The organism is Mesomycoplasma ovipneumoniae, assembly GCF_038095995.1.
Classification (GTDB): domain Bacteria; phylum Bacillota_I; class Bacilli_A; order Mycoplasmatales; family Metamycoplasmataceae; genus Mesomycoplasma; species Mesomycoplasma ovipneumoniae_F.
The window spans coordinates 608,140-629,430 of sequence record NZ_CP146005.1; the positions used below are offsets into that span (position 1 = coordinate 608,140).

Genomic DNA, 21,291 nt, shown 5'->3' on the forward strand with positions numbered 1-21,291 from the left:
TTAAAAAAGTCCCTAAAACCGGATACTTTTTTAAAATTACCTTATGAAACTGGGAAACTCGGGATTTTTTTTTTTTTTTTTGAAAAAGGTTAATTTCAAAATAATAAAAATCCCCTTTAGTTCAAACTCAAAGGGGTAATTTATTTGTTTAATTAGGCTTTTTTTAAAATTATTTAAATTTACTAGTTTAAATAAGCATCTACAAAAGATTCTAATGTTTTATCACGAGCAACTTTAACTGCATTTTCATCATCGCCAAAATCAGAATTTTTTACAACCGCAAAAGCCTTAATTAAAACTTTTGCTTTTGAATCTGGGAAAATTGGCCTTGGAAAATCTGAATCACTGGGTTTTTCTACACTCACATCAGGATTAGGTCCAATTTGGAAATAATCAAGATTGTAGGTGTTAAATTTATTTGGTGAAGTTTTTCCTTGTTCATCTTTGTTAAAAATAGTTTTTGAATAAACCTTATCAAATTTAGGTCTTTGACTTGAAGATGAATATCCACTTACCTCTAAGGTTCCAGATCCATCGCTTTCTTTGTTCATTGAAATCTCAACAACAATTGTTGATCCATCTTGAATAAACTGGGTGTCTGATTCAAAGTTATTTTTCTGGTTAAATTTACGGTAAAGTAGTGATCGATTTTGCAAAGTAATTGTTGTCTCATCGCTGCTCTGTCTTGTTAGTTCGGCAAACTGATCGGGCTTAATTTCTTTTAGAACTTCAGGTGGTAAAATCAGGGCTTGTTGGGATCTGACGGGTTTGGCTTCTTCACCGCCGCCACTTGCAAAATTAAATTTAAAGTCATAATCAATTCCTAAAATATATGCAAATTGTGGATTTGCATTTTTGATTTCTTGAGCTTCAGAAACGGCTGGTGGGTTTGTTCCGCTGTCAGTTCCAGTATCGTTTTGTCTTAAAAAAGATCCTCTTGACCGAGTGTTTTTTACTCTTTGGACAAAAATTCCTTTACCTTCTTTTGATGAAACTAGGTAATGCTTGTTAAAATCGTTAATTCCGCTAATTTTAAAGGCCAAAAAGAATGAACCCTTGTCAATATTAGTTGGATTTTGTGGGGCTGTTTGTGAACCTGTTGATCCTAAAGGTGCTGATCCCGCTGCCCCCGAATCAGGAGTTGCACTAGTTTGACTAGGTTGGAATTTTATTGTTTTTGTGATTGAATATCCGTCATTTTCTTTAGTTATTTTCCCTTTAAATTTCAATTCGGGACGACCAAAATCACTAAGAATTGACTCGCCATCATCTTGAAGAACAACATCATTTTTACCGTCAATAAAAACTAAAGGATTAAATTCGCGAGTAATATCATAAGCAGTTTTTTCACTAAAAATATTGGAAATAACTATTTTTGAATCAGCTAGGTTTTGGCCGGTTTGTTTATCAATAAGACTAAAGTTTAACTCTAAAGCTTTTGAAAGTGGGGTTGAATTTAGTTCTAATTCAACATTTTGGGCATTGTTTTTTGCTAAAAGCAGTGTTTTTAGGATTGAAACACCTAGTCCAAAAGTTTTTTGACTGCCTGGGTTGTCAGTTAGTTGACTGTTTTCAGAATCAGAATTTTGGGGCTTAATTTCGGCGTCTTTTTTGATTTGTTCTTGTAAATCTTTGGTAAATTGCTGGATTTCTTCGGGAGTTCCAGTTTTTCCTTTTTCTAAAAAGTAAGTATTAGCAGCAACTTTTTCAATAATTTTGTCGTCTTGGTCTTCAGAGTTATTTTTAATTATATCAAAAATTTGGCTAACATATAAATTAATTTGAGTGGCCGTGATTGTCGGACTATTTTCAGGTTTTTGAAAGGAAAAATTAGTTGATTTTGCAAGACTTCCTTGGGCTTTTGCAATTTTGCGCTCAAGCGGTCTTAAATCAGGTTGAAAGTCTATTTCTAAGTCAAAATTTGGGACTTTTAGTGCTAAATTTTGATTTTTTGTCGGACTAACCTTAACTAAAAAGCGAACTTGTTGAGCCTTTAAAAGTTCATCTTTTTCAGAGTCGTCAACTTTTTTCAAAGAAGGTATGATTTCTAGATCCCAAATATCGCTATCATTTGCGCGGAATTTAAAAGATTTTAGGAAATTAGATTCAAAAAATGAACTAAAATTAAAGTCGCTATTTGCTTTTTGGTATAAAACTTCTGCTAAAGATTGATCTTTATTAATTAAATCAGCTTGAACTTGCGGTTTTAGTTTGAAAATATCTTGACCACTTTGGGCGATAAAAACAGATAAGTCTTCAAAAATTTGGGACAAATTGGAGAGTCCTTGAATTGGAAGTTCAAAATTTGTTTTTGTGTTTGTGTCTAAATTTTGAATTTCTAAATTTAGACTTAAAGTCGCTTTTGAATCATCAAGTGCTGAAAAACTAAGATTTTTGTCTTTTAAAACAGGAGTGATAATTTGCTTTGAATTTAAAAAAGTAGGCAAATTTTGTCCGTTAATTAGGTTTAGTCCGATATTGTTTTCAATAAAAGCACGTTCAAGTGCCCGAGCTGGACTTAAATTTTTCAAGAATTTTGAATAGGAGTCTTGAATTTTTGCTTTTAGTTCACTTGGGCTAACTAATTTTCTGGATTTTAAAATTAGTGAAGATTTTTTTGTGTCAATATCAAAATTTTCGAGCTGATTTGAGTCAGATTTTGTGCTAAATCCGGTTAAATTAATTTTTTTAGTAACTGTTGCATTAGTTTTAGGGTCGCTAACAAAAACTAAAACATCATTGATTGCGCTATTTTCAACCTTTACATCTTTTAGGTCAAAACTAATTTCAAAACCGTTATTTTTTAGTTCATCAAAGCTAAAAACTGTCGCTAAATCCAAACTATATAAAGGATTTGTTGCTAATTCAAGCGCTAATTTTGCTGATAAATCACTAAAATTAGTTTGAATTTTGACCTTATCTAGCAGTCCAAAAACTTGTTGTTTATCAATTGAACTAGCAGAATCAAGTTTGAAATCTTTAGGTTTTTCAGCAACTTTTTCAAAATATGATTTATTATAACTATTAAATCCAAGGGCAATACCGACAACCGTTGAAGCAAAAATTGTCGTTCCTAAGCCAATTGTTATTATTTTAATATGCTTTTTTGCAATCATTTTAATTCCTTATTTTAACTTTGCTCTGTGGTTTCTGGTGTTGAATCGCTTGAAGTTTGACTCGCGCTAACTTGTTTGATTACAGTAATATTGAATTTTTTTGAATAACGATATTTTTCTTCTTTTGGCTGTTCGATAGGTGGGGTAGCCGGAGTTTGCTCAGCTACTGGAGGCGCCGCTGGAGCTGGTTCTGCTGGGGTTTCTTCAGAAGTTAAAACTTGTTTTGTTTCAACAGTTTCAGAATTGGTTGATCCACCATCACCTTCTTGACTAGTTTGACCTTGATCTGAAGTGCTTCCATTATCTTCTTGTTGTTGACCAGTTTGGCTTTCTGCTGAAGTGCTTTCAGTATCACTTTGTTCTTGATCAGTTTTGGGCTGTTCTGAACTTGATTCATCATTTTTTTCTTTTTGATCAGTTTTTTCTTCGGCAGTAAGTTTTTCTAGATAAGATTCTGGAATTCCTACTTGAATTGTGATAAGTTTTTTATTTGGATCCTTTAAAATATCATCCTTAATTTCGATGTTAATTTTTAATTTAGGACTATCTTTTTCTGTTGAAGTAAATAAACTAGTGAAACTTTGTTTAAGAATTTGGCTAATTTCTGCACCAAATTTTGGTAATTTTTTTGTAAGTTCATCTTCTTCTTGTTGAGGTTCGACAGGGGTTTGAGTCTCAGTCTCAGCTTTAGTTGGCTGAACTTCTTCAGTTTTTTGTTCAGTTTCAGATTCTTGAGTTTGTTGTTCAGCTTGAACTTCTTGCCCTTGTTGAACTTGCCCAGTCTGTTCACCTTGTTGAGTTTCTTGAACTTGTTCAGTTTTATCAGTATCACTAAAAGGTTTTGCAAACGATTTTGATTCTAAAATTTGTGAAGAAAGAATAGAAACTAAAGCCGCTTGAACCGCAGCTACACCTGACCCACTTGTTGTCGTGCTATTTGCATCAGTTAATTTTTTAAAATCTTCTTCACTAAGGTGAATTGTTTGGTAAGAAACAGGAATTGCATCGATTATTTGGTCGAGTTTTTTAGTAACTTCGTTAATTTTTGCAGTTTTTTCGTCAATTGTTTTGAGTATTAGCATGGTTTTTGGGCTTTCAAAAAGTGGAGTGCTAATTCTTCCAAATTCATCCCTTATTCCTAATTTATAATAATAGTTAATAGCCTTATATTTTTTTGAAATATCTTTGCTTTGGACAGAAGGGTTTTGTTTTTTAATTTCCTCAAGATCGCTCAGTGAAATTTCATCATTTGGCTCAAAAATAATTTCTGAATCTAGAAGAGCAATTTCTGACCAATTTTGATAATTATTTAGGAGACCTGCTTTGTAATAAAAGGCACTAATTACATCTGCTAAAGTTTCAAAATTAGCGATATTTTCGTCAATTTTTTCAAATTTTGCAATTTGATCGCTTTTTTGGGCAAAAAGGTTTAGGCTTGTTAATGATTCAAGAATTTTTTCATCATTTTTTAAAGTTGAAATTTTGGACTTAACATCTTTAGGTAAAAATAATGTTGATACAAATCCTGAATTTTCAAGGTTGGTATATTGATTGTTAAAGCTAAATTTCTTAAAATTGCTTGAATTAAGTCTAACTTGTCTTGCACTTTCAAAAATTTTATTTCAATCAAATTTATAATCTCTATCAAGATCAACAAAATTAAAAATTAGACCTGATATTTTTAAAAAATCAACAAATGCTTGAACTACAAGTCTAGGATTTTGTTTTGCTAAAAATGAATAAAAAGCACCAGTTTCATTAGGATTTTGCAAAAACTGAGTCGAATCTAATGAAATTGTACCGGTTTTTTGCGCATGTAGTGAATTATCAGTCTTAAAACTATTTGCATAGTCAAATGGGAAAATTAATGTTCCGGTTCAAGCTTTGATTAGACTTTCATGATTTGAATAATTATAATTATAACCACTTATACTTTGAAGATGACGACTTAATTTTTCAAAATCATTATTTTGAATTAGTTGATCAATTTCTTTTTTACTATAAGGATTGTTAGAATCTAGTAAAAAGTATTTGTATTTTGGTTGTTTTTTGGTATGAGTATTACCTTCAGCTTCGGTAGTAGATTCGGTTTGAGTTGTTGTGTCAGATTGGGAAGTTGTGTCTGTTGCTGCAGGTTGGGTGGCTGTTGTAGATTGGCTTTCGGTGGAAACAGTATCATCTTGTACAGAAACTTGTTTTGCCTCTGATTCTTCAGTTTTTTCAGTTTTTTTAACTTCAGAAAGTTCTTTTTTATCCTTAGCAGTATCATCTTTTTTGAGCATTTTTAAATCAAAATTTTGATTTAAAAAAAGAAAATAGCGTCCATCGTCAATTTTTTGGTCGCTATTTTCATCAATAATGCTAAAGTTTTCTAGGTTAAGAACACCTAATTTTTCTTCAACTATTTCCGATGATTCTTTACCGTAAAATTTCTCAGAAATTTGAATTCTATAAGGTAATTTTAAGTCAAATTTACTGTCATTTTTAGAAATTTCAACATTAAAAGGATCAAAAACTAAATTAACACCTTGATTAGGTAATTTATTTGATGAATTTTTTAGTCCAATATTCAAAGGTTTTTCTAAAACTTGATTGATTATTTGAACGATTTCTTTATTAATTTTTTTGTTTTTTATGTCAAAGTTCGATAAGGTGAATTTTGTCTGTAATAAATTTAGAAAATCTAGAACACTAATATTGACTAATTTTTTAGATTCAGTATTTGATAACTCAATACTTTCTATTAAAGATTTTGAAGTTGTAAATAATGAGTTTCCTTCATTATCAACAATTCTAACTGGTTCAATTCAACTTTTAACTTCAGGAAAATCAAGTAGTTTTTGAGCTTCTAAACTAAATTCAGCTTTCAAAAATAAATTTAAAAAACCTCTACCATCAACAAAGGCATATTCATTTGTTAACTGATTTTTTTCAAAGGTAAAATTAAAGATTTTATTATTAGAATCAGGAATTAAATTTTCCTCACTATTGTATATATCAAATAAAATATGCTTGATTTGTGGTAATAATTTACTTATTTTATTTTCAAGCTCCTTTGAAGTACGGGCTAAATTCAAAAAACTTAATATATCCTCAGCTCGCCTTAGAAAAATGTTGTCATTTAAAGTCGCCTGGGTATTTCCCGAATCAGCTGAGAATTCTTTGGTTGAGTTTTTATCTTTTAGACTAGAAAATTTAGTTTGAAAAAGTTTGATAATTTTTTGTAATTTAGAGCTAAAATTTGATCGTAAAAATTGTGATTTTTGCAAAAAACTAATTTCTTGAGAATAAATATCTGATTGCACAAAACTTTGGTCAGGCAACTTTTGTTTAACTTGATATTTAATTTCAAAACTTCGACTATCATCATTTGCTGTAATATCAACAAATTTTAGGTGTGGTTTATGAATATCAACTTCATCAGTGAGATCAATTTTTTGGTTTAGATCATTTGTTTTTTGAAAAACATCAACAAGGCGACTAAGATCGAGATCCTTTTGTTTGTTTCCGTTTTCATCAAAAATTATGTTTTTTATACTATAATAATCATCATTAGCAGATAAATCACCTAATTTAAATGAGACTAAGTTAATTTTTTTGGCAAAATTTTGAACATTTTCTCGCGGATTACCCGAATAAGAAATCCGAGTAGTTAAAACGGCAGTAGCCGTAAAAACCCCAACTCCAAAAAGACTAACTGCTATTCCCGTTTTTGACAAAATATTTTTTCTCAAAACATTAAATAGTGATTTTTGTTTAGGTTTACTCATAATCATATAATTATACCTTAAAGTAAAATTAAATCTACATTAATTTAAAAAATTAAGCCCAATTTTTGCATTCAAATCACTATGAACGGCGTCAAACTGCAAACTCAAGAAAAATAACTATCAAAACAAAAACATTGAATTTTAAATCTAACACTCATGAATGCAAAATCTGCTTATTAATCAAACTAAAAAAGCTAAAATTTTAACTTAAAAAGCAAAATATAAAATTTTTAAACTGCTTTTTTAGTTTAAAACACTGACAAAAATCATAGAAAAATACAACTACTATTTAAACTCAATGCAAATAGAAAACTCGTTTTTATTTGCAGCGAGCCTAAAAAAACATATGAAGTTTTGAAAGAACAATAACCAAAAGCCCTAAATTTAAAGATTTCTAAACAGGTAAATTTAAAGCATTCCATTATATTTAAAAACATAATGGATAATTCGCATTTTCTGATTTTTTTATGCCAAAACATAAGTAATTCCCCCTTAATTCTGATTTCCAAACTTATTAACTATTCTTAAGTGAAGTTTATTATAACATAACTTTATTTTTGACCAAGCATTTTTTTTTTTTTTGCAAAATGTTAATTTTAAAATAATAAAAATTAAGATTTTAGGTCAAAAAACACGGATTTACCGTTATTTTTTAATATTTGTATTGAATAAAAAGTGAATGTTTTCCATCAAACTGGGAAACTCAGGAGTTTTTATATCGGCTAAGTTATTTACTCAGCTCTTAAAAAATAAATTGATAAAAAATTCAGGCAACTTTTGCTAATAAACAAAATTTTTCTAACAAAATATTTATTTTTGAATAAACAAAAATAAAAAAAGCTAAAAATTTAAAAAAGAATTTAAAATTTTTAGATTCGAAGTTTTTTGCCATTGAAAAGATCAGCAAACATTTTCTCATCATCGCGAGTTTTCTCGCTATAACCACCGCGAAAATCTGTTTTTGAAATTTCTTCAAAATAGTAATTTTTCTCTCTAGAATTTCAAGAAAAATCAAAGTGGCTTTCTAAAATCAATTTCTTTTCTTGCAGGGTATATAAATCCGAATTTTCTACAAAATCGTCAAAATACTTAAATTCATGAGTTGTTTCTTCTTGAAATTTTTTAAGGAAATGGGTGAAATTCACCCAGTGTCTGTGCTATAAGCCGAACGATAATACGGTTTAAACCAAAAAACTGGCTTTTTTGAGTCAAATTGGGAAATTATTTCATCAAAAAGTCCATATTCTTGTCCACCAAAGTAAAAAATTTCGAAATTTTCAAGTTTTAATTTTGCTCAGCTTGGCAAAATAAAATAATCAGGTTTAGCAAGATTGAGATTCTCAGTGTCCATATGATATCTAGGACCAAATAAAATTTGCAACAAATAGATAAATTCAATTTTATTTGTTCATTTATTCAAATTATCATAATAAAATTGACCGTTTTTACCAAAAAGGTTGATGCAAAATTTTCGATATTCCGGACCAAATTTATCAAATCAACTAAGAATAAATTTATCGCGATTTTCAATGTTTAAATCAAGCTTTTTAATCCCGTATTTTTCAAATTTTTTAAGTAAATTTTCGTAAGTTTCAAAAGTAAATACATTTTGAATTGGTTCAATTTGGGTTTTTTCGCAAAAATTATAACCCTGTTTTAACAACAAATTGTAGATATTTTCTACATTTTCTCCTAAATATTGTTTGTTTGTATCTACAAATTTTGAATTATATTCGTATCTTTTTGATAAAAAATCAAAGATTTTTTCATGGTAATTTGCTAAATTTTTTGGTTTTGCATAAGGAACACTTTCCTGAATTTCCTTAATAATTAGAGCTTCAATTTTTTTTAGTTCATCTTTTGATTTGAACATTTTTTTAAAAACCGCAGGAAAGGAAATTGAAAATTCACATTTTTCTTTGTCACCAAAATTTTCAAAAGCAACGATTAGTAGTCTAAAATCTTTAGTCTCATAGGGAGTGTCCGAAAAATAGGGTTCTCATTTATACTCATCACTTAGATTTTCTTTTTTTCGACAATAATCTTCGTCACCTCATCTACGCGACAAACACCTAATTTCATCATAAAAATCAAAGTGTTTCAGTTTTTTCGAAAAAAAGACTGTTTTTGGAATATCTTCCAGTCTTAAATTATAAACATAATCATCACGTTTGTAATCTAAGCCAATAATAGTTTCAATTGGATTGTCTGCAACCTCACAAAAATCCATGACATATACTCATAAAAAGTCTGGAATTGCTTCATATTTTTCATAGGGATCATAGGAAAAATCATTATCGGAAAATATGTCTTCAACTGAGCGATAAGTTTTAAAATCAATATCTAAATATTTTAGATTTCTTAATTGTTTTATTGATTGTTTTCTTAATTGTTTTCTTAATTGTTTTCTTGCTATAGACATCAAATCTAATTGGTTTTTCATATAAAATCCACCTTTTCAACATTTAACATTTTTATTATTAGTATACTGATTTATAAAAAAGAAGGTTTTTCAACACGAGTTTGATTTTGAAGTTCTCTAAAGTCAACAACATGAACTTTAAATTTTAGTTTTGGCACACCATTTTCAAAATAGAGCTCATTTTTTTGTTAACAAATTCAAGTGATAAACTATTTAAAATTAGCCGACCGTCTTGATTAATTTGAATTTCAATATCATCTGATTAGGAGGGACTGAATTAGTGCTTGTTTTGTTTAGATATGTTTGGGCTTTTTTAATATTTGCATTAATAACAAGCGAATTTTCATGGTTTTTGGTTGGAAAAATTTCGGCTAAATCACCAAAATTTAGTGATTTTTTTGAATTTAACAAATCTAAATAACGGGTTGTGAGTTTAAAATCTGAATAGCTTTTTGTACTTTGAAAATGTCAAAGTATGCTAAAAACACTTAGACTTAATAATCAAAAAGTAATAATATTAACAATGAACTTAAAAAGTTTCAGTTTTTTATTCATGTTTTCTCACTTTTTATATACTATATTCAAATTCTTTACTCAATGAAATTATAGCATACACTAAAACTTTTTAGGGAAAATTTCATTAAAAATTCAGCGTCTTAAAAAAATTGATAAAAATTCAAGCAATTTTTGCAAATAAACAAAATTTTTCTAACAAAATTTTTATTTTTGAATAAACAAAAATAAAAAACCTAAAAAATTTTAAAAAAAAAGAATTTAAAATTTTTAGTCTCGAAGTTTTTCGCCGTCGAAAAGATCAGCGAACATTTTCTCATCATCAAGAGCTTTCTCGCTATAATCACCGCGAAAATCTGTTTTTGAAATTTCTTCAAAATAGTAATTTTCGTCTCTAGAATTTCAAGAAAAATCAAAGTGCCTTTCTAAAATCAATTTTTTTTCTTGTTGGCTATATAAACTCGAATTTTCTACAAAATCGTCAAAATACTTAAATTCATGAGTTGTTTCTTCTTGAAATTTTTTAATTGCATCACGATATAAAATTAGTTCTTCCATAGAAGATTCAATTACATTTTTATTTAAATAATTTGATTTTGATGGAGAAGCAAAAACAAACTGCGGATCTTGGTTATTTCGCAGAAAAATATCTTGTTCAAGTTTAACTAATTTTTGTTTAAAATAATATTTTAAAATTTCGTATTTACCTTGGTAAATATCATCATATAAATTTGAATGGCCAAATCAGTAGTAAATTTTTTGCTCGTCAACATACAATAAAATGAAATTTTTTAATGCTATTGGGGAAATTCGGCCGGTGTTGGTGCTATAAGCAGAACGATAATTCGGTTTAAACCAAAAAACTGGTTTTTTTGAGTCAAATTGGGAAATTATTTCATCAAAAAGTCCGTATTCTTGGCCGCCAAAGTAAAAAATTTGGAAATTTTCCAGTTTAAGTTTAGTTCAGCTTGGTAAAATAAAATAATCAGGTTCATCAAGGTCGACATTCTCGGTGGGAAAATAATATCTAGGACCAAATAAAATTTGCAGCAAATAGATAAATTCAATTTTATTTGTTCATTTATTCAAATTATCATAATAAAATTGACCATTTTTACCAAAAAGGTCGATGCAATATTTTCGATATTCAGGACCGAATTCCCGAGTTTCCCAGTTTGATAAGGTAATTTTAAAAAAGCATCTGGTTTTAGGCAGTTTTTTAAGTTTTTTGGTAAAAGTTACTTACAATTTTTTTTAGTGATTTATTAAGATATCAAAGTAGAAATCATATCTATTCTAAATATTTGGATCGCTAGGGACACCATCGCGATTTTTAAATATCATTTGCTGATCTAAAGTGTTAAATTCAACCCTTTGCCTTAATTTTTGCAACATCGTTACTAAACCAACTTAGTTAATTTTTGTTTTTTCATAATTTATAATTATACCATAAAATTACTTAAAATGCAATTAAATGCATTAATAAAATTAAGGTTTCACGTTCAAAAAACACCGATTTACGGGTGTTTTTTCATATTTAGGTTCGCTAAAAAATGAATTTTTGTCTTAAAACTGGGAAACTCGGGATGCAATATTTTCGATATTCAGGACCGAATTTATCAAATCAACTAAGAATAAATTTATCCCGGTTTTCAATGTTTAAATCAAGCTTTTTAATCCCGTATTTTTCAAATTTTTTAAGCAAATTTTCATAAGTTTCAAAAGTAAATACATTTTGAATGGGGTTAATTTTGGTTTTTTTTACTAAAATTATAATTCTCTTTTAATAACAAATTGTAGATATTTTCTACTTTTTTGCCTAAATATGCTTTATTTATATCTAGAAACTTTGAATTATATTCATATCTATTTGATAAAAAATCAAAGATTTTTTCGTGATAATTTGATAAATTTTTTGGCTTTGCATAAGGAACACTTTCTTTGATTTCCTTAATTATCAGATTTTCAATTTTTTTTAGTTCATCTTTTGATTTGAACATTTTTTGAAAAACTGCAGGAAAGGAAATTGAAAATTCACATTTTTTTTGTCACCAAAATTTTCAAAAGCGACGATTAGTACTCTAAAATCTTTAGTCTCATAGGGAGTGTCCGAAAAATAGGGTTCTCATTTGCATTTATCACTTAGATTTTCTTTTTTTCGACAATAATCTTTATCAGTTCATCTACGTGACAAACACCTAATTTCATCATAAAAATCAAAGTCTTTCAGTTTTTTCAAAAAAAAGACTGTTTTTGGGATATCTTCTAGTCTTAAATTATAAACATAATCATCACGTTTGTAATCTAAGGCAATAATAGTTTCAATTGGATTGTCTACAACCGCGCAAGAATCCATGACATAAACTCATAAAAAGTCTGGAATTGCTCGATATTCATTATTACAATCATTGGGAAAATCTTCATCGGAAAATATCCGTTCAATTAAGCAATAACTTTTAATATCAATTTCTAAATATTTTAGTTCTTTTAATTGTTTTTTTGCTTTAGACTTCGAATCTAATTGGACTGCCATATAAAAAATGTACCTTTTCTACACTTAACATTTTATCCCTGTCTACATGTTTCTTTTTAAGCCTTACTCTTCTTACATGATAACTTGGGAAAAATTTTTGTATATGATTTTGGATTAGATTGTTTATCAGGAATCTCAAAAGCATTTTTAGGGTACTTTCAATCAATAGAATCATGAGCAAGTCCACTTCCAGTAACAAAAGGCCTTTAGTAAAATCGGGATCCTTATTTAAATTATTATTTTGTCTTCGTAGCCATCCGTTTCCTACAATCAAATTTGCTGTATCTCTTGTTTTTTCAGCCAAATTTATCATAACTCGTCAATTATATGAATAAAAATCAATAGGTTAATTTAGTTTCTTATCCATAATTTTAAGGTCATCAACATTTTTATTATTTTTTACTGAACTAGGCAAGAAAATATCAATAATAATTTTGGTTAATTCTGATTGGACTAGCAAACTTCCAACCGCTAAAAGTCAGGCGCATTTTTACAAGTAAACATAAATTCAACTAACAAAATTGCTATTTTTAAATAGATAAAAAAGAAAAACAGGTTAAAAATTTTAAAAATAAAGTTAAATCTTTTATCATTAAATTTATTAATTAACAAAAAGACCTACGATTTTCCTTTTATCTCAATAAATTTTTTACTTTTATGACCACGAAAATCTACTCTTGCAATTTCATCATAATATTCAGTCCAATCATCAGAATCTCAAGAAAAGAGAAGGTGTTGTTGTAAAATTAATTCTTTTTCTTGTTGGGTATATAAATTAGTATTTTCTAGAAAGCGTCTAAAATACTCAAATTCATGATCTGTTTCTTTTAGAAATTTATTCAAGGAATCTCGATATAAAATTAATTCTTCCATAGATGATCCAATCACATTTTTAGTTAAATTATTTTGCCTTGGTGGTCATGAGACATAGAACTCCGGATCCTTACCATCACGCAGAAAAATATCTTGTTCAAGTTTGACTAATTTTTGTTTGAAATAATATTTTAAAATTTCGTATTTACCTCCATAAATATCATCATATAAATTTGAATGGCCAAATCAGTAATAAATTTTTTGACCATCAACATTCAATAAAATGAAATTTTTTAATGCAATTGGCAAAATCCGTGCTTCACCAGCTCCATAGGCGGAATAGTAAAATGGTTGAAATCAAAAAACTGGCTTTTTTGAGTCAAATTGGGAAATTATTTCATCAAAAAGGCCATATTCCTGCCCGTCAAAGTAAAAAATTTCGAAATTTTCAAGTTTTAATTTTGCCCAACTTGGTAGAATAAGAAAATCAGGCTCATCGGGATAAAAATCTAGATCTTCAACTCAATATTTAGGACCAAATAGAATTTGCAACAAATAGATTAATTCGATTTTATTTGTCCAATTATTCGCAATATCATAATACGTTTGGCCTCTTTTACCAAAAAGTTCGATGCAATATTTTCGATATTCTGGGCCAAATTTATCAAATCAACTAAGAATAAATTTATCACGATTTTCAATATTTAAGTTAAGTTTTTTGATCCCGTATTTTTCAAATTTTTTAAGCAAATTTTCATAAGTTTCAAAAGTAAATACATTTTGAATTGGTTCAATTTGCGTTTTTTCACCAAAATTATAATTCTCTTTTAATAACAAATTGTAGATATTTTCTACATTTTGTCCTAAATATGCTTTATTTATGTCTAGAAATTCTGAGTTATATTCATATCTATTTGATAAAAAATCAAAGATTTTTTCGTGGTAATTTGCTAAATTTTTTGGCTTTGCATAAGGAACGCTTTCCTGAATTTCCTTAATAATTAAACCTTCAATTTCTCTCAATCTGCTTTTTGATTTAAATATTTTTCAAAAATAAGCAGGATAAGAAATTGAAAATTCACATTTTTCAATATCATCAAAGTTTTCAAAGACAACAACAACTTTTTTAAAATCTTTACCATCGCGTAAAGCAGATGCAGAATAAAGATCAGATTTATAAACAACATTTTCTTCTTCGTTTATTTCGCAATATTCAACGTGGTGACAGTCGCCAATTAAACACTTAATATCGTTATGAAATTGGAAATCTTCGAGTTTTTTGGAAAAAAACGAACTTTTTGGGATATCTTCCAGTTTTAAATTATAAATATAATCTTCTTGTTTATAATTTAAGCTAATAATTCTTTCAATTGGATTAGGATTGTAGGTTTCTTTAAGGTAATCGTATAAAAAATTTGGAAATGGATAATTCTTATAATAACAATCAGACGTTGAATCCACATCATCATCAGTCATATTGCCAATTGAACAACGACTTTTAATATTAATTTCTATATATTTTAGTTTAATTAATTGTTTTTTTGCGTTAGTTACTAAATCTAATTGCCTTTCCATATAAAAAATGCACCTTTTCAACATTTAACATTTTTTTTCTTGGTATAAATTCCGACTCAATACCCTTTTCCTCATCCCCTATCATTCTTAATCTCCTTACATGATAATTGGGAAAATATATTTTTATGTATGATGGTATTTTTTTATCTTTACTTTTATCAATATCAAACTCATTTTTAGGGTCGGTTCAATCAATAGCATCGCTAGCTAGGCCTTCTCCAACAACAAAGTGATCTTTAGTAAAACCGATATCTTTATTTAAATTATTATTTGGATCAATTGACCATCTATTTCCCACAATCAAATTTGCTGTATCTCTTGTTTTTTGAGCCAAAGTTCACATAACTGGCTCATTAAATGAATAAAAATCAATAGGGGACTTTAATTTTTCCTCCATATTTTTACGGTCATAATAATTATCATTAATTTCAGCTTTTACTGAACTAGGCAGGAAAGTATCAATAACAATTTGGGTTAATTTTGACTGCATTGTCAAATTTGAAACGGCTCAAAGTCAGGCAGCAGGTTCTGGGATTGCTTGTTCACTAATAACAAAATATGATTTTAAGCCTTTGGTGTGAAAATTAAAAAATCAAGCTGGATGGATTCCAGTGTATTGTCTTAATTTTGTCTCATCTTTTACAACAGAAAGTCTTAAAATCTTTATATTTGCCATTGCTTTAATTCTAGACTTACTTTTTCCTTTTGTCAATTTATCTAAATCAACTTCAATTGAGTCAGTATCTCTTCAAACAATAGGGTTATCATCAGCTGGCGCATGAACAGGGCTATAATCAGCTGGCGGATAGTAACTTTCACGGTTCCCAAATCATCTACCTACATCATCAACAACCTTTGGAAAAGTTTCCACAGCTACCGCAGCAGCTGTGGAAACTGCTACTGCGGCAATGGCAGCTGCGACAGCATTTGAAATAAATGGAATAAAAGGCAAGAGGAAAAAGAAGGTTTTTTCAACCCGAATTTGATTTTGAAGCTCTCTAAAGTCAAAAACATGCCCTTCTAATTTTAGTTTTGGTACACCTTCTTCAAAATAGAGTTCGGCTTTTTTGTTAACAAATTCAAGTGAAGCACTATTTAAAATTACCTCACCTTCTTGATTAATTTGAATCTGAATATCATCTAGATTAGGTGAGTCTGAATTAGTACTTGTTTTGTTTAGATGTGTTTTGGCTTTTTTAATATTTGCATTGATTACAAGCGAATTTTGTTGGTTTTTAGTCGAAACAATTTGCACTAAATCATCAAAATTTACCGGTTTTTTTGAATTTGATAAATCTATATCACGAGTTTCAAGTTTAAAATCTGAATAGCTTTTTGTATTTTGAAAATGTCAAAGCGGGCCAAAAACACTTAGACTTAATGATGAAAAAGCAATAATATTAGTTATAAACTTAAAAAGTTTTAGTTTTTTCTTCATTTTTTCTCCTTACTATTAAAATTCTTTAATATAAAATTATAACGTGTATTTGAGAATTTTTGTGAAAATTTCATTTAAAAAGAATAAATTAATACAAATTAGCACGCTAATTTTAGGCGTCTTCAAGAAGGTGTGTCAAAATCAAGCAATACAGATTCATAGTTCAAGACAAATTTAAGAACATTAAAATTGACAAATCTAAAGGTTAAAAATTGCAATTTTGCATTTTTAAGAAACAGTTTAATAAGAAATTGCCAAGAAAGTTTGATAAATCTATGAAAAATAAATCTCTGTTAGCACAAAAAGAAATAAAAAATTAAGGGTCTTTCTGAAAAATGATAGTGGAATTTATCAAGAAAAATGGAAAATGTTCTTAGAAAGACGGGTTGATGCTTAATTATTTGTGTCTGAATTTTTTTAGCAATTTGTTATTTAAAAAGATTTTTTTGTCTAGCTCTTTAAAACTGATAAAATATGGTCAATTTCAAGCTGATCAGTTGATGAAAATCAAAAATCAGCTTGATTAAATTCACTAAATTGATCCAAAGAAACAACAACTGATCTCATTTTTGCGCTTTTTATTGATAAAAACCCTGAAAGAGAATCCTCAAAGCCAATGCAATTTTCGGGATTTAGAGACAATCCTTCTGAAGCCAATAGAAAAATATCAGGCGCTGGTTTAGGTTTTTTGATTTTTTTAGGATCGGCAATATAGTCAAAAAAAGCAATAATTCCAAGTTTTTCTAAAATTAAAGGGGCATTAAGGCTACTTGAGGCTAGTGCAATTTTCAATTTTTTACTTTTTACACTTGTTAGTAAATCTAATATTCCTGGCAAAAGATGGTCTTTATTTAGATTTTCAAGTAATTTTAAGTAAATTTCATTTTTTTTAAAACAGAGATTGTCAATTTTTTGTTCATCTCAGGTCAGTTTTTTTAGTTCTAAAATTGCTTTTAGTGTTTCTTTTCTTGAGAGTCCTTTTAATTGGGCATTTTCAGTCTCACTAAAGTCAATATTTTCGGCTAAAAGTGATTGTTTTCAGGCTAAAAAATGTAATTGGGCAGTATCTGTTATTATTCCATCCAGATCAAATATTAGTCCTTTAATTTTCATGGTTTGTTGCAAAAAAATGCACGCTTTCTATAAGTTCTTCTTGATTATTTATTCAAATTTTTACAGGTTTTTTATTAAAATTTTCAACCCTAAAAGTCGAGTGATCAATTCTTACTTGTAAATTTGCACCTTGAAAACTAAAGTTATAAATTAATGAATTTCACTCTTTTGGTAAATTAGGTTTTAAATGAATTTTATGATCAAAATAAGTTAGACCACCAAAGCCAAAAACAACCATTTGTCAAATTGCAGCAAGCGATCCGGCATGAATTCCAGCATCAGAACTTTTCATGTTTTGGCCTAAGTCAATGTTAATTCCGTATTGAAAAAGTTGATAAGCTTTGTCGATTTTGTTAAGTCTTATTGCTTCAATTGCATAAGTTGCCGCCGAAAGTGAGGAGTCATGTGTTGTAATTTGTTCGTAAAAATCAAAGTTTTTTGCTCTAATTTCTTCAGAATAGCGCTCGGGAAATAGATATAAAAGTAAGACAACATCAGCTTGTTTAACTAGTTGAGATGCAAGAATTTTTTGTCCTTTTACAAGTGAAAAAAGTTTTTTTCCTGCATCACCAAGCATTTTAAACTCGCTAATATCATTTCGTTCTAGCTCTAAAAAGCTGTCATTTTCGGCGATAATTAGCTCTGAATTTGGCTTTTGTTGGACTAAATTTTGTCCAACAATTTTGATTTTTTCAAAATCAATTTTATAAGGAATTTTTTGAATTACTTGAGCAAATACTGGGCTATTTTTTATTTTTTCAAAATAAAAAAGTGCTAGATCAAGGTTATATTTTGCCATTGCATTAATATAGGCCGAATTGTTAATATTTCCTTTGTATTCATTTGGACCCATTACATCGTTAATTTCAAATTTTCCGTCAGTAGTTTTTTCAGCCCGGTTAGTGTAAAACCAAGCAGTATCAAAAATTATTTCATAGCCGTATTTTTCCATGAAATCTTGATCCAAAGTAACAACAAAATATTGTTGAATTGCATATGCAATGTCAGCTGAGACGTGAATTTCTTGACGGGCAGAGGCAATTGGGACTTGTTTTCCAGAAATTATATCAACCTGACCTCAAATTGGACAGACTTCACCATCTTTAGGAAGGGCCATCTCTCAGGGAAATTGGGCTCCTTCAAGGTTAGATTCTTGAGGTCTGAGTTTAACAGAAGCAGCTTTTTTTCGGGCAGCATCTAAGCCTTTATAACGATAAATTAATAAATTTCTGACAACACTGGGTTCAACAAAAAGATAATTAGGATTAATAAAAAATTCTGAATCTCAATAGGTATGACCTTGATATCCTTCGCCAGTTAAACCTTTGGCCCCTGCATTAATTTCGGTCGAATTTTTACGAAAAAGTCCATTTAGATGATAAAGGCCAAAATCAAGTCCTAGCTGGTCAAATTGGGAATTTGAATCAATTTTGACAAGAAATTTTTGTCATAAATTTTTGTCAAGAGCTTGGCTTGATTCTAAAAAAGATTCATGAAAATCGACCTCTAGTAAAGTTTTTAGTGTTAAATTTGCTTGTTTTTCGAGCTCAATATCTTCAATTAAATTTTCGGAGTCATCAATGGAAGTATGAACTGACATTAATTTTATCAGACTTATTTTTGTCCCTTTTTTGAATTTTCCTTTGATTCGAAACAGTATTAGTCGTCTTGAGGCATCAACTTGAAAATTATCATCTCCAGGTTTTATTCTTTGGCCGTCGACTTCAAAATGGCAAACTAAATTATGAATAACTAACAAATTTGAGCTAGTTGAACGCTGTTTTAACTGCAGAGCATTTTCAAAAGGGCGAAATTTTTCACCTTCGGCAAAATGTTGAGTTCCTGTGTTTGTGTTTTGGGCATTTATTTGTGGGCGAAATTCAATTTGAACATATTCATTTTCAGGGTTGACTTCAAGAATTTCAACCTCAATTTTTTGGGCATAAAAATTGAGGTTCTGATGTGAAACAAAACGAAAAGTGTCGATTTTTATAGTATTTTTTTGGCGGCTGAGTTTAACTGAACGCGAAAGAGATCCATTTTTTATATCAAAAACTTTTTGATATTGGTCCTCAGAATCAAGAATTAAGGGCTGTTCATTTATAAACATTGGGGTTGTAATTAAGTCAGCCAAATTACAAATTTCCGGAACTTCATGTTCAACATCTTTGTTAAAAACACCACTTACAAAAAATCCTGGTTTATTATAATAATCAGGTTCTTCGTCACTACTTCTGAGACCTAAATATCCATTTGTTAAGGCAAAAATTGATTCAGTTTTTCCTGTAAATCTTCGGTCAAAGCCATTTTGAATAACTAGTTTTTTCAAATTATCATATGTTAAAAATTGGTTAGTTTTCATTTTATTCCTTAATTAAAATTGACTCAAACGGGCGGAAAAAATCCTCAGGTTTTTTGAGATCCTGATATGAAGAAAGCAAGGGTTTTTGCTGAATTTTTTCGGCAAAAGGTAGTTCTTTTTTTGTTAAATTTAAGTAAAAAATTAATTTTTCACCTTTAAATTCACGGCTAATTTTGCAAATTCCGTCTTTGGTTATTTCTAGTTTTGCTGTTCCGTCAACAAGCAAATCTTTTAAGTCATTTTTATAAAGAAAAATTAATTTTTTATAAAAATTTAAGATTGAATTTTTATCTAAAACTTGAGTCTCAACATTCATTCGCGGGTCATCAAGGCTTGTGTTAATTCAGACTTTTTGGCTTGAAAATCCGTTGTTTTTACCTAAATTTCAGCGTAAAGGACCTCTTCCTGAATCGCGACTGTTAATATTTGCATAAATTAGCATTTCTGACTCAGAATAAATTTTTTCTCTGTCAACAAGTGAAGCAAAAGCATTTTTCATATCAATGTCAACAAAATCTTGTCTATTTTCAAAGTAAGAATTGGTCATTCCAATTTCTTCACCATAGTAAATTATCGGAATTCCGCGCATTGAAAAAAGTAAAAGAGCTAGCGATTTTGCTGATTCTTTCCAGAAAAATGGATAGTCTCCTCAACGAGAAATTGCCCTGGAAGTATCATGATTTGAAAGAAAATTGCTCATTAAACTCGGACTAATTTCTTCATTGTGTTGAAAAGGGATTTGGGCGTTAATAAAATCTTGATAGTCTCAATTTGGATTAAATCCGTTTCTACCAGTTTTGTTTGACCAGCCGATTCATCATCATGAAAAGTTAAAAAAATTGTTGGCCAAAGGTGACTTTCCAGCCCCATATTTTATTAATTCTTCAACAGTTATTCCGCTAGCCTCGCCAAAAGTGTAGGCATCAGGCTTATTTTCAAAGGCAAGTTCGTTAAATTTTTCAAGATATTCTTGGGCGCCTTTGCATCAGGAAAAATACGGATTTTGTTCAACATTTTCAAAATTTTTAGCAACATGTTTGATGGCATCAAGACGAAAACCACGAACTCCAAGGTCATACCAAAAATTAATAATGTCAACAAAAGCAGCTTGTGTGTCTGGGTGCGCTCAATTTAAATCAACTTGGTCTGTGCTAAAAAGGTGAAAATAATATTTTTGAACATCTGGCTGTCATTCTCAGGCAGATCCACCAAAAATTGAAGTTGCTTTTTGTTCTTCAGGGCTTAATTTTTCTCTTCAAATAAAATAATTATGCTCTTTATTTTCAGGAGATTCAATTGCCTTTTTAAATCAGGAATGCTGACTTGAGACATGATTTAAAACCACGTCAATTATTATATCTATATTTAATTCAGCGGCTTTTTTTGTCAGTTTAGCAAAGTCATTAAGACTACCAAATTTAGACCAAATTGACTTATAATCAAGAACATCATAACCCGCATCAACAAAATTAGTCTCATAAAATGGGGTTAGTCAAATTGCGTCAATTCCTAAATCACTAAGATATTCAAGTTTATTGTAAATTCCAAGAATATCGCCATTTCCGTCATTATTTGAATCAAAAAATGATCTGACAAAAATTTGGTATACTACTTTATCTTTTAAATTTGTTTTCAT

The 21,291-nt window shown here is 29.1% G+C and carries 8 protein-coding genes and 3 pseudogenes; all 11 read right to left on the minus strand.

The window, feature by feature from the left end:
• Nucleotides 1–182: 182 nt before the first annotated feature.
• The 11 genes and pseudogenes from V3249_RS02315 to V3249_RS02365 all read right to left on the minus strand — a co-directional run bounded on the left by V3249_RS02315 (nt 183) and on the right by V3249_RS02365 (nt 21,291).
• Nucleotides 183–3,116, minus strand: coding sequence for a P110/LppT family adhesin N-terminal domain (locus V3249_RS02315; RefSeq protein ID WP_341517443.1), 2,934 nt, complete (start codon nt 3,114–3,116; stop codon nt 183–185).
• 14 nt (nt 3,117–3,130) lie between these two features.
• The gene (locus V3249_RS02320; RefSeq protein WP_341517444.1) at nt 3,131–6,892 is read right to left on the minus strand and encodes a P97 family adhesin; all 3,762 of its coding nucleotides are present in this window, start codon (nt 6,890–6,892) and stop codon (nt 3,131–3,133) included.
• An 863-nt stretch (nt 6,893–7,755) separates the two neighbouring features.
• Nucleotides 7,756–9,329: pseudogene (locus tag V3249_RS02325) on the minus strand (hypothetical protein).
• A gap of 198 nt (nt 9,330–9,527) precedes the next feature.
• Complete coding sequence (locus V3249_RS02330; RefSeq protein WP_069099682.1) at nt 9,528–9,863, minus strand: hypothetical protein; 336 nt, start codon at nt 9,861–9,863, stop codon at nt 9,528–9,530.
• A gap of 228 nt (nt 9,864–10,091) precedes the next feature.
• Nucleotides 10,092–10,982 (minus strand): annotated as a pseudogene (locus V3249_RS02335) (hypothetical protein); the annotation flags it as partial.
• Between the two features lie 415 nt (nt 10,983–11,397).
• Nucleotides 11,398–12,354 (minus strand): annotated as a pseudogene (locus tag V3249_RS02340) (hypothetical protein); the annotation flags it as partial.
• Nucleotides 12,355–12,972: 618 nt separating this feature from the next.
• Complete coding sequence (locus V3249_RS02345) at nt 12,973–14,742, minus strand: hypothetical protein (protein WP_337896774.1); 1,770 nt, start codon at nt 14,740–14,742, stop codon at nt 12,973–12,975.
• Nucleotides 14,714–16,180, minus strand: coding sequence for a hypothetical protein (locus tag V3249_RS02350; RefSeq protein WP_303535873.1), 1,467 nt, complete (start codon nt 16,178–16,180; stop codon nt 14,714–14,716). Before V3249_RS02350 ends, V3249_RS02345 begins: the two co-directional genes overlap by 29 nt.
• Nucleotides 16,181–16,630: 450 nt before the next feature.
• Nucleotides 16,631–17,293, minus strand: a complete 663-nt coding sequence (gene pgmB / locus V3249_RS02355; RefSeq protein ID WP_337896773.1) for a beta-phosphoglucomutase — start codon at nt 17,291–17,293, stop codon at nt 16,631–16,633.
• On the minus strand, nt 17,283–19,655 hold the full coding sequence (locus tag V3249_RS02360) for a glycosyl hydrolase family 65 protein (protein WP_341517445.1): 2,373 nt from the start codon (nt 19,653–19,655) through the stop codon (nt 17,283–17,285). The genes pgmB and V3249_RS02360 overlap by 11 nt, the downstream gene beginning before the upstream one ends.
• Before the next feature lies 1 nt (nt 19,656).
• Nucleotides 19,657–21,291, minus strand: coding sequence for an alpha-amylase family glycosyl hydrolase (locus V3249_RS02365; RefSeq protein ID WP_337896771.1), 1,635 nt, complete (start codon nt 21,289–21,291; stop codon nt 19,657–19,659).